This is a genomic window from Paraburkholderia humisilvae (genome assembly GCF_902859855.1).
GTDB classification, from domain to species: Bacteria; Pseudomonadota; Gammaproteobacteria; order Burkholderiales; family Burkholderiaceae; genus Paraburkholderia; species Paraburkholderia humisilvae.
Genome location: NZ_CADIKH010000006.1, coordinates 82401 through 94612 on the forward strand (window position 1 = coordinate 82401; position 12212 = coordinate 94612).

Genomic DNA, 12212 nt, shown 5'->3' on the forward strand with positions numbered 1-12212 from the left:
CGACTTGCAAAAAAGCAGGCGCGAAGCCTGAAGGAGACGGAATGAAGAGCAGAAGACCCCGCGCGTCGGCCGGCGTCGCCGTGGCCCTCGTGTCCGCGTTGACGCTATGCGGCGCGCTTGCGCACGCGGCCGAGCCGCTGAAGGCGAACGTGATTCACTGGTGGACGTCGGGCGGCGAATCCGCGGCGATCCGCCAGTTTGCCGAAGCGTACGACAAGGCCGGCGGCCAGTGGATCGACAACGCCGTGGCCGGCGCCGACCAGGCGCGCGCGACCGCGATCAACCGGATTGTCGGCGGCGATCCGCCGACCGCCGCGCAGTTCAATACATCGAAGCAGTTTCACGACCTGATCGACCAGGGCCTGCTCAATAACGTCGATACCGTGGCCGCGAAGGAAAACTGGGCGGCCATCTTCCCACAGTCGATTCTCGATAGCATCCGCGTGAACGGCCACTACTACGCGACGCCAGTCGACATCCACATGCAGGGCTGGTTCTTCTATTCGAAGCCGCTATTCCAGAAAGCGGGCATCGCGAACGAACCGCAGAATTTCGACGAATTCGTCAGCGACCTCGACAAGCTGAAGAAAACCGGCGTGATTCCGCTCGCGTTAGGCGGGCAACCGTGGCAGGAGAAAATCACGTTCGACGCGATTTTCGCGGACGTCGGCGGGCAGGACCTGTATCTTAAGGTCTACCGCGATCGCGACGTGAACGCGGTGAAGTCCGATGCATTCAGGAAGGTGCTCGCGTCGTTCAAGAAACTGCACGATTATGTCGATCCCGGTTCGCCGGGCCGCAACTGGAACGACGCGACCGCGCTCGTCATCTCGGGCAAGGCCGGCGTGCAGATCATGGGCGACTGGGCGAAGGGCGAGTTCTCGGCGGCGAAGCAATCGGCGGGCAAGGACTTCGGCTGTTTCCCGGGCTTTGGTCCGCATTCGCCGTATCTGGTGGCGGGCGACGTGTTCGTGTTTCCGAAGACCGATAACCCGAACGCGATCAAGGCCCAGAATCTGCTTGCGACGGTGATGACCTCGCCGTCCGCGCAGGTGGCGTTCAGCGCGCGCAAGGGCTCGATTCCGATTCGTCCGGATGTGGATGCGAGCCAGCTCGATATGTGCGCGAAAGAGGGGATTGCGATCATGAAAGACAAGTCGCGGCAGTTGCCGAATCCGGAAATGCTGATTACGCCGGACGTGCAGGGCGCATTGACCGACGTGATCACGAACTTCTGGAACAAGAACCAGTCGGTCGACGATGCGCAAAAGGCATTCGCCGGCGCGCTAAAGGGTTGAGCGAACGATGGGTGCGTTGAAGTCGCACGCGCTGCCGGACGTCGCGGGCAAGGCGCGGCACGCGGGCGGGGGGGCCGTGGCAGGCGCGGCGCGGCGCGGCCGGCCGCTGCGCAAGCGCTGGCCGCTGGCCGCGTGGATCGCGCTGGTGCCGATGGCGCTGACCGTCGTGTTCGCGTATCTCGGCACGATGGTGTGGACCGCGCGCGTCTCGCTGAGCAACTCGCGCACCTTTCCGTCGAACGATTTCGTCGGCCTCACGCAGTACGTGCGGCTCTTTCACAACGACCGCTGGCTCGTGTCGCTGCAGCATATCGTGCTGTACGGCGCGTGCTTTATCGTCGCGTGCATCGTGATCGGCATGTTGCTGGCGATTTTTATCGATCAGCGTGTTGCGGCGGAAGGCGTGTTGCGCACGATTTTCCTGTATCCGTATGCGATGTCGTTTGTCGCAACCGGTCTTGTCTGGCAGTGGATTCTCAATCCATCGCTCGGCGCGCAGGCGGTGTTGCGGAGGATCGGCTTTGAGCATGCGCGTTTCGACTGGATCGTCGATCAGGACTGGGTCGTCTATACGATCGTGATCGCGACGGTCTGGCAGGCATCGGGTCTCGTGATGGCGCTGATGCTCGCCGGGCTGCGCGGCATCGACGACGAACTGTGGAAGGCCGCGCGCCTCGACGGCATTCCGCGCTGGCGCGTATACATGAGCATCGTCATTCCGATGCTCGGGCCTTCGCTGTCGACCGCGTTCGTGCTGCTGTTCGTGATGGTCGTGAAGCTGTACGACGCGGTGGTCGCGATGACGCAGGGCGGTCCCGGTACCGCGAGCGAAGTGCCCGCGAAGTTCATCATGGATTATCTGTTCGGCCGCGCGAATATCGGGCTTGCATCGGCGGCGTCGGTCGTGATGCTGCTGACCGTGCTCGCGATTCTCGCGCCATTCTTCTACGCGCGTAGCCGAGCCGCAACGCGAAGGGACGTGTGATGAGCACGCTCGATCCGGTCGAAGGCGCCGCCTCTTTGCCGCCCGCCCGCCGCGCGCAGCACGCGGCCGCCACTGCGAGCACGCGGCGGCCACGTCCACGCCGGCCGCGCTTCTCGCCGGCGCGCGTCGGCGTCTACGCATTCCTGATCATCGCCGCGCTGTTTTTCCTGTTGCCGCTGTACGTGATGCTCGTGACGTCGGTGAAGCCGATGGCCGAGATCCGTCTGGGCAACCTGCTCGCGTGGCCTGCGCAGGCCACGCTGCGGCCATGGGTCGACGCATGGGAGGCCGCCTGTACCGGGCTCGACTGCAACGGCATTCAGGTTGGCTTCTGGAACTCGGTGCGCATCGTCGTGCCGAGCACCGTGTTGTCGATCGCGGTCGGCGCGGTGAACGGCTATGCGCTGTCGTTCTGGCGGCCGCGCGGCGCAGGGTGGCTGTTCGGCGTGCTTCTGGTCGGTGCGTTTATTCCGTACCAGGTGATGATCTACCCGATGGTGCGTGTGCTCGCGAGCGTGCACCTGTTTAGCTCGCTGCCCGGCATCGTGCTGATCCATACGATTTTCGGCATGCCGGTGATGACGCTGCTGTTCCGCAATTACTATGCAGGCATTCCGCTTGAGCTTTTCAAGGCCGCGCGAATCGACGGCGGCGGCTTCTGGCGCATCTTCCTGCAACTGATGCTGCCGATGTCGCTGCCGATCATCGTGGTCGCGATGATCCTGCAGGTGACCAATATCTGGAACGACTATCTGCTCGGCCTCGTGTTTGCCGGCACAAAGAATCTGCCGATGACCGTGCAGCTGAACAACATCATCAATACGACGACTGGCGAGCGCTTCTACAACGTGAACATGGCCGCAACGCTGTTGACGTCGCTGGTGCCGCTCGCGGTCTACTTCATATCGGGGCGCTGGTTCGTGCGCGGTATCGCGTCCGGCGCGGTGAAGGGGTGAACATGGCAACAGTAGCAGCGAATCCGGCGGGCCTCGCGAACGTCTCGGTGCGCGACCTGAAGGTGCAACTGGGCGCAAACACGGTCATCGACGCGCTCGACCTCGATGTACGCGGCGGCGAATTCGTCGTGTTGCTCGGCCCGTCGGGCTGCGGCAAGTCGACGCTTTTGCATAGCATTGCCGGCCTGATCGACGTGAGCGACGGCAGCATCGAGATCGGCGGCGAAGATATGACCTGGGCGGACCCCAAAGACCGCCGCGTCGCGCTGGTGTTCCAGTCGTATGCGCTTTATCCGACGATGAGCGTGGAGCGCAACCTCTCCTTTGCGCTGCGGATCAACGGCACGCCGAAGGCGGAGATCGAGCGGCGCGTCACGCGTGCCTCGGACATGCTGCAGCTCGGGCCGCTGCTCAAGCGCAAGCCTGCGCAACTGTCCGGCGGACAGCGCCAGCGCGTCGCGATCGGCCGGGCGATCGTGCGTGAAGCGGACGTGTTCCTGTTCGATGAGCCGCTGTCGAACCTCGACGCGAAGCTGCGCACCGAACTGCGCCGGGAGCTGAAGCAACTGCACCAGCGCCTGAACGCGACGATGATCTACGTGACGCACGACCAGGTCGAAGCGATGACGCTCGCGACGCGCATGGCGGTGATGAAGAGCGGCGTGATCCAGCAGTTCGGCACGCCGGCGGAGGTCTACGCGCGGCCGGAAAACCTGTTCGTCGCGACCTTTCTTGGCTCGCCGGCGATGAACCTGATAAACGGCACGCTCACGGTGGATGGCGACCACGTGCGCTTTCAAGGGGCGCATTTCACGCTCGAGGTATCGCGCTATGCGTTCCGCGCCGCGCCTGCGGCGGGGTTGCGCTGCGTGCTGGGTGTGCGACCCGAAGACGTACGGGTGCATCTGGACGGCGAAATCGCCGCGGATGCCGGCGAGCGCGCGAAAGTGTCGCTCGTCGAACCGATGGGCAACCACCGGGTCATCTGGCTCGATTATCATGGCGCGCAGGTTGCGTCGATCGATCAGAAAAAGACCCCGGTCGCGGTGGGCGACACGGCAGCGTTTACGGTCGACGGCGCACACATTTCGCTGTTCGACGAGGCAAGCGGCACGCGCCTCTGACCAGCACCGGCTGACGGAGACAGTGCGTGGCAACTCTGAAAGACGTGGCGCGGCGTGCGGGCGTGGGGCTATCGACCGCTTCGCGCGCGATTTCCGGTAAAGGGCCGGTGTCGGCCGACGCGGCGGCGCGCGTGCACGCCGCGATCGCGGAGCTGAATTTCCGGCCTTCGTCGATCGGGCGCGCGATGGCGACGCAGTCGCTTGGCATCATCGGCCTGTTCGTACCGACATTTTTCGGTTCGTACTACGGCACGATCCTGAAGGAAACCGATACGCAGTTGCGCGCGGTGCACCGGCACGTGGTGGTCGCGACGGGTTGCGGCGAGGCCTCGCCGCGTGACCAGGCGATGGAAGCGGTGCGCTTTCTGATCGGCCGCGATTGCGACGGGGTGGTGGTGATCAGCCACGACCTGCACGACGAAGATCTGCACGCGTTGCACCGGATGCACCCGCGCGTCGTGTTCCTGAATCGCGCGTTCGATGCGCTGCCGGAGGCATCGTTCTGCGCGGACCATCGCCGCGGCGGTGAACTGGCCGCGGCGACGCTGCTTGCGCACGGGCACCGGCAGATCGCGGTGATCTCCGGCCCCTTTACCGCGTCGGACAATATCGAGCGGCTTGCCGGTTTCTTCGATGAACTCGCGCGCCATGGCATTGCGCGTGAAACCGTGCCGCTGGTCGAGTCGGACTTCTCGCCGGAAGGCGGCTACGCCTCGGCGCAAATGCTGCTCGACATGAAGCGGCCCTTTACCGCGCTCTTCTGCGCGAACGATACGATGGCGATCAGCGTGCTCGCGCGCTTCCAGCAGGCGGGGATTGTCGTGCCGCGCGATGTCTCCGTGATCGGCTACGACGACGACTATGCCGCCGCCTACGCGGCGCCGGCGCTGACATCGGTGCATATTCCGACGGCCGAGCTCACACAGAATGCGGTGCGATGGCTGGTCAACCGCTGCTATCGCACGTCGTGGGATATCGTGCGCGAGTTTCCGGTGTCGGTCACGATGCGCGCGTCGGTGGGCCCGGCGCCGCGCAGTGCGTTCAATGCGTAATGCGCGGGCCGTTGTGCGGGCGAGTCAGGTGGATGCGGCCAGGTTAAAGGACAGATTCACATTTTCGCCATGCACCCAGCCGTTCCCCACCGCGATCGTGGCTTTGCGATTGAGCACGTCGGCTCGCCATTCGAGCTTCGACTTCTGCGAGCGCAGGTATGACGCGATGAAGAGGCGCGTCGGCGGTCCGGAAACGTTCTTCCACTGCGTGGCGTTCCGGATCGAGTCTTTGGCTCCGTGTTCGAATGCCTGACGGGCGGACAGCCATGTGCATACCGTGTTCACTGCGTGCGCACTATCCCCGCCAATAAAGCTGTCGACTTGTGCGGGCGTGACATCGGCGAGACCGCCGTTTTGCGTGTAAACGTCGAAGAACCAGCAGAACGCCTGCGGGTCCAGTTGAAGCGCCCAGCTCTGATACCACGATGACGCGGTGTCGTACGCGTTTTGCGCGACATGGGTCGCCGCTTTGACCTGCTGCGCGACGAAGTTGCTACTTTGCGCAAGCGCCTTCAGATCGGCAAGGACGGGCGGCTTGAGTTGACTCCCGATTTGCCACGCACTGACGATCGCCAATCCATCGGACGGGCGTGCTTCGCATGCGCGCAGCAGATCGTCGCCGCAATTCGGGCACATGGCCTTGACGTCGTTGGGGTTCATACCCAGCACAAGCGGTTGCAGCGAACCGGAGCCGATGTTCCATTGCAGCACGCCCACGGAGATGCCCATGCCGTCGAAGTTGCCGGTTACCGCGCTGAACGGATGCGTCGCGTCCTCGAAGTGCCCGGTCGTGGACAAAGCGAGTTGAATCCAGTTTTGCGGAACATTCATGTTGACCTCCAAGGTCGAGGAAGGCGGCGGACGGATCAACTCTCGGCGCATAGCAGCTTGACTGCCTGGTCCTGCCTTTACGTGGAATTGAAAATGGGTTTGTGTATCCGTGCTTTCGGCGATGGATTTGATTCTCGCTTGAGCGCTGCCGCATACGAAAAATCATCGAGAAAAACCACCACATCGCCTGCGCCCATCAATCGAATCTCCGATAACGAAGCATTCGCCGGAATTGTGCAGTCGGCGGTTGTCAATTTGATGTTTGGAATCGTTGCTGCACGAAGGCCAGGTGAACTGCGGTCACGAACCTCTCGCTTCAGGTGCCGGCGTCATCGCTGCCGCAGACGTTATCGTGAGGGGCAGCCGTGAACTGTGTGATAGCGCACACAGACAAAAGGAATGGTCAAAAGATATTCGTGTCACCGATGTATCGTGTCAGCGAATAAGCCTGATGGGTGAATTCTGAAATCGCTTTAATAAATTCTCGAAATCAGCTTCAATTTCGATCCAAATTGGATTTGGAACGATAAAGCATAGAGGCTATGGGAGTCCGATATGAGCGCACTGTGCTCCGTTTGCTCCATTCGCAGACTATATCGTTTTGGCATCCTTATTGTGGTGAGCGTGTTGTCGATCGCGGCATGCACGATACAACTCGCGCCGGACTACGACCCGGCCTTGTCGAGCGGCATCCGTAACGTCAATGGCGACATCATGAGTCTCTACGCGTCAACGAGCATGGGCACTTCCGCCGATACGTTCGCCCAGCGTGCCGACCGCTACGACCAGATTATCGGGACCCTCGATGCGCTGGCGCTGCAATCGCAAAGCCGCCCTGTTCCCGACGATGCGTTGCGCGGCAAGATCGAGCAATACCTGAAAGACCGCAACGCGTATCCAACCCAGCTGGCGGATGCCGATGCAAACAATCTCGCGGCTATCGAGGCGCGCATGGCAAGCCGTTGCGCCGCCAAACTCAAGCTCACTCCGCCGAAGCAGAGTGCGGTATCGATGCCTGACGCGGGTCCCGCGGATGTCATCCCGAGTGCAATGGCGCTGATGCAGGCGTCGCGCACGTTGGCGTATTTAAAAAGCATGGATTGCGCTCAAGGATTGCGCGCCGACGATGTGCTGTTGAACAAAGGGCAGGTGCAACACTTTATGTACGAGGCGCTGGCGTACGAAGATTTTCTCGACCGGCAAGGGCAGGGAAAGTAAGGAGCGGCCATGGCACTGAATCTCACGGATACGGCGGACCTGTTCGTCAACAACATCGCTTCCGCGGTCAGGAACGTCGCAGGGCAGGATGTGACGACGGTCGAAGGATTTTCGCAGACCCAGCTGCAATCGCTCGCGCAGCAGTCCGCGTTGATCACCGGCATGATCGAGGCGAATGAGTTTACGGATGATGAGCGCGACTTCTATCTGATCGGCCTCAAGCAGATGGCGATGGGATTCGCGCAAACGTTGATCGGAATTGTTGTCGTGGAGGTCGAAAAACTATTCAACGCGATCATCACGGCGATCTACCAGTCGATCAACACGATTGCCGGGGCCGCGTTGCCGTTGCCGGTTTGACGCGGCGCATTGAACCGGCTTTTTGAGCCGGTTGCCTGAGCCGGTTGCCTGCGCCGGTTGCCTGCGCCGGCGGATTGAAACTTATCGCGCCGCTCGGGACCTGCGCACCGCGACGCGAATATCACCCGATCTGCGCATGCCGCAGCCACGTGTCGATAGCCTGCGCCGACACCTGCCCGCTGCGCCAGCCGATATAGCCATCCGGCCGCATGATCCATGCGGTGCCGCCAGGTGCGCCGAACGTGGCAGCAAACGCGCCGGCGTTATCGGTCAAAACGGGGATCGTCTCATCGTACGGCGGCGCGCAACCGGGCGCGGCAATCAGCAGCGCTGCGCCCGCGTCACCGAGCGCGGCACGCAGTGAGCGACAGCCGTCGGCAAACGCGGCCACCTGCGCATCCCGTTGAGCATCTTGTGCATCGATATAGCCGACAAGCGTGTGCCGGCCGCGGCCCATCCGTTCATGAAGCCGCACCGGATGACCGACGTAGGCCTGCGTGAGGCCCCCCGCATCCGGTACGCGGTCGCCAGGGGCAGGCAAGCCGGCGGTCAAGTGAGGACATTCGTCGGCGACGATCCGGCTGTCGCGATAGCTGATCAGCAGTTGTGTTTCACGCATGCCGGGCAACGCAGCCTGTTGCGCGAGCACATGGTTCATCGCGCGCGTGGTCGATTCGACCACGTCGAGGCCGACCGGCCGCCGCTCGTCGGAATAGCTGTCGAGCAGCGCGGGCTGCGCGAGACCGCGTGCGGCAAGCGACAGTTTCCATGCGAGATTGTGCGCATCCTGCAAGCCGGTGTTCATCCCCTGGCCGCCGACCGGCGGATGAATATGCGCGGCATCGCCCGCCACCAGGACGCGCCCCTTGCCGTACGCGGGCACGATCCGGTGGCTGACGCGGTAGACCGACGACCAGCGCTGATTCGACAATTGCGTGCCGTCCGGCAACGCGGGCAGCATCAGCGCGCGCATCTCGTCGAGGTCGGGCGCTTGCAGCGCGGCGAGCCGCCCGGCCAGTTCCTCTGACGAAACGATCACCGACAGCCGGTAGCGCCGCACGGAACCGCGCACCGGCACGGCGGCGAGCGACGATACCGTGCGTGTTGTGTCCGACCAGTTGAAGCGGTACATCGGCCCACGCGGCAACGCCCAGTCGACCTCGACGTCAGCCAGTGCAAACGTCTGCGGATAGCGTTCGCCTTCAAACGGCAGATTCAGTTGCGTGCGCACCGTGCTGTGCGAACCGTCGCAACCGGCGAGCCACCGGCAGCGCAGCGTATGCGCTTCGCGGTGCGGACCGCGCAACTGCGCCTCTACACCGTCGGCGGTGTCGGTGAAGCCTTCGAGTGTCCATCCGTATTCGACTTGCCCGCCGTGCCGCTGCAGCGCGGCTTCGAGCAGCCGTTCGGTGTCGAATTGCGCGAGCGACAGCGCGCCGTACGGGAACCCTTGCGTCGGCAACTGCATGCCACCCGCCGGCGCGCCGTCCTGCCACGTTTCGATACCGGTAAGCCAGACGCCCGCGTCGATCGCGGCATCGGCGATACCGATATCGTCGAACACCTCGAGCGTGCGCGCGGTGACGCCAAGCGCCTTGCAGAAGAACGCGCGGGCGGCTTGCTGGTCGATCACGCATACGTCGACGCGGTCACGGCGCAACTCGGCTGCAAGCAGCAGGCCGACCGGGCCCGCACCGACGATCAGCACATCTGTGGTGTCCTGCATGATCCGTCGACCTCCGTTTGGTATACGTTGGCGGGCCAGCGCGACGCGGACCAGTCGGCGAGACGGCGCGCCGCGCATTGCCACCGGTCGCGATGATGATAGGCGATCCGTTCGCGAAAACCCAGTTCGGCACACGTCATACGGCTGTCACGATGACCCTCGTCGATGCACACACGCGATGGAGCGATGAAGTTAGGATCGCTAACCTTTTCACGCATGCATACCTGGTCAGCGCGATCCAGGTGACATGATCCGTTGCGCGAACGGCGCCCAGCCACGTGCACCCACCATGGGCGCGGCGGTGCGGCACAACCGTGCCGATCGCACATGGAATAACGCCGACAGGTCGAGTGTTCTGGTTTCGTTACCGGCACTTTTTTGACGAACAGCAAAAATATGTCAGTCCGGTTACATCCAAACTCATGCCGGCATTTCCGAGGAGGAAATCAATGCATCTGGCCACGCTCAAGCAGCGCGACGGCAAGCACGTCGACTCCGCAGCCATTTCGGCTTTCCGCAGCGACTTCAAAGGGCACGTCCTGTTGCCCGCTGACGAAGGCTATGAAGCGGCGCGCACCATCTGGAATGCGAGCATTGATAAACATCCCGGACTGATCGCACGGTGCGCGAGCGCATCCGACGTGATTCGCGCAGTCAAGTTCGCGCGCACGAACGATCTGCTCGTCGCAGTGAAGAGCGGGGGTCACAACGTCGCGGGCCGTTCGTTGTGCGATGACGGCATCGTGATCGATCTGTCGCTGATGAAGCGTGTGTCGGTCGATCCGGAAACGCGCACGGTGCACGTGCAAGGTGGCGCGCTGCTCGCGGACATCGACCGCGAAACGCATCTGCATGGGCTCGCGGTGCCGACGGGCGTCGTGTCGAGAACCGGCATCGCGGGGCTCACGCTCGGCGGCGGCGTCGGCTTTCTGGTGCGCAAGTATGGGATGACGATCGACAATCTGCTGTCGTGCGAAGTCGTGACCGCGAATGGCGACCTGATCACCGCGAGTGCCGATTCGAATGCGGATCTGTTCTGGGGCTTGCGCGGCGGCGGCGGAAATTTCGGCATCGTCACGTCGTTCGTGTTTCGCGCCCATCCGGTGAAGACCGTGTTGGGCGGCCTGCTGCTGTATCCGCGTGCGGACGCGCGCGCCGTGCTGCGCCACTACCGCGAATTCATGAAGACCGCGCCTGAAGAGCTGACCGCGTACGCGGGCCTGCTGTCGACGCCGGACGCTGTTCCGGTGGTGGGGATGATCGTCTGCTATTGCGGCGAGCTGGCCGAGGGCGAGCGTGTGCTCGCGCCGATGCGCCAGTTCGGCACGCCGGTGTTCGACGGCATCGAGCCGATGCCGTTTCCGGTGATGCAGTCGCTCGTCGAACAGTCGTTCCCGGACAAGTCGTACAACTATTGGAAATCGACCTTCGTCAAAGCGTTCGACGACGACGTGATCGATTTGCTGATCGACCATATGGAGCGCTCGACGTCGCCGCTGACCGCGGTGATCGTCGAGTACTACGCCGGCGCGCCGACCCGCGTCGGGCACGCACAGACCGCGTTTGCGCATCGCGACCCGCTGTACAACATCAATCTCTCGGCCCAGTGGCTCGACCCGGCGCACAGCGACCAGCATATCGGCTGGACGCGCACGCTATTCGACGCGCTGCGGCCTCAGTCGACCGGCGCGTATCTGCCGAACTTCTTTAGTGACGAAGTGCCCGATCAGGCGAAGGTGGCGTTCGGCGGCAACTACGCGCGGCTCGCCGAACTGAAGGCGAAGTACGATCCGACGAATTTTTTCAGCCTCAACCAGAACATCAAACCGATGCGTTGAAGCATCCCCTGTGTGACTTGTTGTGTGATGCCTCGCACGTGGTGGGGGGCCACGCGCTGGGCGGGAGCCGAATCATGATTCGAATTGATCATCTGTCGAAGTGGTATGGCGATGTCCAGGTGCTCGACGACTGCTGCATGTCGCTCGACAAGGGCGACGTTGCGGTGTTGTGCGGGCCGGCCGGCGCCGGCAAGTCGACGTTTATCAAGACCATTAACGGGATCGAAGCGTTTCAGCGCGGCGAGATCACCGTCGGGGCGCGGACCTTGCAGCCGGGCCGTCGCGCGGCGCCCGAGCATCGGGTGAGCGTCGGCGTGGTGTTGCAGGGCGTGCAGCTCTTTTCGCACCTCACTATTCTGCAGAATCTCGATCTCGCGCAGACCCAGGTGTTGCATCGTTCACGGGACGAGGCGAGCTTTCGCAGCCGCGCGCTGCTTGGGCGTGTCGGGCTGCGCGCGGTCGAAGCGAAATTTCCGCACGAACTGTCGCGCGCGCAACAGGAATGCGCGGGCATTGTGCGCTCGCTGGTGCTCGACCCCGAGGTGATGCTGTTCGACGATCCGACCGCGGGACTCGAAGCGGAGCAGGTCGGCAGCGTGCTCGGCATTCTCGCGGAGCTTGCGCAGGAAGGCATGACGATGCTCGTCGTGACCCACGAGTATGACTTTGCGCGATCCGTCGCCGACCGTGTGCTGTTTATGGCCGGCGGGCGCATTCTCGATGACCGTCCGCCCGAGCAGTTCTTCGACGCCGCGCGACGCAAGCATGCGCGCATGCAAGGGTTTCTCGCGCAGACGCTCGTCCATTGACGGCGACGCGCTGAG

The 12212-nt window shown here is 63.1% G+C and carries 11 protein-coding genes; 9 read left to right on the plus strand and 2 right to left on the minus strand.

Annotated features, from left to right (window positions below):
• The first annotated feature begins 41 nt into the window (after positions 1-41).
• The 5 genes from HV796_RS07680 (at position 42) to HV796_RS07700 (ending at position 5415) form a co-directional block, all read left to right on the plus strand.
• Positions 42-1298: an ABC transporter substrate-binding protein gene (locus tag HV796_RS07680; RefSeq protein WP_175225871.1), complete on the plus strand. Its 1257-nt coding sequence runs from the start codon at positions 42-44 to the stop codon at positions 1296-1298.
• A 151-nt stretch (positions 1299-1449) separates the two neighbouring features.
• A complete protein-coding gene (locus tag HV796_RS07685; RefSeq protein ID WP_377692050.1) occupies positions 1450-2283 on the plus strand; it encodes a carbohydrate ABC transporter permease in 834 nt (277 codons plus the stop codon).
• Complete coding sequence (locus HV796_RS07690; RefSeq protein ID WP_175225873.1) at positions 2283-3239, plus strand: carbohydrate ABC transporter permease; 957 nt, start codon at positions 2283-2285, stop codon at positions 3237-3239. The genes HV796_RS07685 and HV796_RS07690 overlap by 1 nt, the downstream gene beginning before the upstream one ends.
• A 2-nt stretch (positions 3240-3241) precedes the next feature.
• Complete coding sequence (locus HV796_RS07695) at positions 3242-4363, plus strand: ABC transporter ATP-binding protein (RefSeq protein WP_175225874.1); 1122 nt, start codon at positions 3242-3244, stop codon at positions 4361-4363.
• A 26-nt stretch (positions 4364-4389) separates the two neighbouring features.
• Entirely contained in the window at positions 4390-5415 is a 1026-nt protein-coding gene (locus HV796_RS07700) for a substrate-binding domain-containing protein (protein ID WP_175225875.1), read from the plus strand.
• A gap of 24 nt (positions 5416-5439) precedes the next feature.
• Here the strand turns inward: HV796_RS07700 and HV796_RS07705 are convergent, their stop codons facing one another.
• Positions 5440-6246, minus strand: coding sequence for a hypothetical protein (locus HV796_RS07705; RefSeq protein ID WP_175225876.1), 807 nt, complete (start codon positions 6244-6246; stop codon positions 5440-5442).
• Positions 6247-6870: 624 nt separating this feature from the next.
• On the opposite strand from HV796_RS07705, the gene HV796_RS07710 reads away from it, so the two are divergent.
• Positions 6871-7464: a hypothetical protein gene (locus tag HV796_RS07710; protein WP_246355742.1), complete on the plus strand. Its 594-nt coding sequence runs from the start codon at positions 6871-6873 to the stop codon at positions 7462-7464.
• A gap of 9 nt (positions 7465-7473) precedes the next feature.
• Positions 7474-7824, plus strand: coding sequence for a hypothetical protein (locus tag HV796_RS07715; protein ID WP_175225878.1), 351 nt, complete (start codon positions 7474-7476; stop codon positions 7822-7824).
• 121 nt (positions 7825-7945) lie between these two features.
• On the opposite strand, the gene HV796_RS07720 is transcribed toward HV796_RS07715, so the two are convergent.
• Positions 7946-9550 carry an FAD-dependent monooxygenase gene (locus tag HV796_RS07720; protein WP_175225879.1) on the minus strand — a complete coding sequence of 535 codons (1605 nt, stop codon included), beginning with the start codon at positions 9548-9550 and terminating at the stop codon, positions 7946-7948.
• Positions 9551-9999: 449 nt separating this feature from the next.
• On the opposite strand from HV796_RS07720, the gene HV796_RS07725 reads away from it, so the two are divergent.
• Positions 10000-11388 (plus strand): FAD-binding oxidoreductase, encoded by a 1389-nt coding sequence (locus tag HV796_RS07725; protein WP_175225880.1) that lies wholly within the window; start codon positions 10000-10002, stop codon positions 11386-11388.
• A 74-nt stretch (positions 11389-11462) separates the two neighbouring features.
• Positions 11463-12197 (plus strand): amino acid ABC transporter ATP-binding protein, encoded by a 735-nt coding sequence (locus HV796_RS07730; protein WP_175225881.1) that lies wholly within the window; start codon positions 11463-11465, stop codon positions 12195-12197.
• The last annotated feature ends 15 nt before the right edge of the window (positions 12198-12212 follow it).

Coding starts and splice junctions, on each gene's coding strand:
- HV796_RS07680 (WP_175225871.1), top strand. CDS start 42: ATGAAGAGCAGAAGACCCCGCGCGTCGGCCGGCGTCGCCGTGGCCCTC.
- HV796_RS07685 (WP_377692050.1), top strand. CDS start 1,450: ATGGCGCTGACCGTCGTGTTCGCGTATCTCGGCACGATGGTGTGGACC.
- HV796_RS07690 (WP_175225873.1), top strand. CDS start 2,283: ATGAGCACGCTCGATCCGGTCGAAGGCGCCGCCTCTTTGCCGCCCGCC.
- HV796_RS07695 (WP_175225874.1), top strand. CDS start 3,242: ATGGCAACAGTAGCAGCGAATCCGGCGGGCCTCGCGAACGTCTCGGTG.
- HV796_RS07705 (WP_175225876.1), bottom strand. CDS start 6,246: ATGAATGTTCCGCAAAACTGGATTCAACTCGCTTTGTCCACGACCGGG.
- HV796_RS07715 (WP_175225878.1), top strand. CDS start 7,474: ATGGCACTGAATCTCACGGATACGGCGGACCTGTTCGTCAACAACATC.
- HV796_RS07720 (WP_175225879.1), bottom strand. CDS start 9,550: ATGCAGGACACCACAGATGTGCTGATCGTCGGTGCGGGCCCGGTCGGC.
- HV796_RS07725 (WP_175225880.1), top strand. CDS start 10,000: ATGCATCTGGCCACGCTCAAGCAGCGCGACGGCAAGCACGTCGACTCC.
- HV796_RS07730 (WP_175225881.1), top strand. CDS start 11,463: ATGATTCGAATTGATCATCTGTCGAAGTGGTATGGCGATGTCCAGGTG.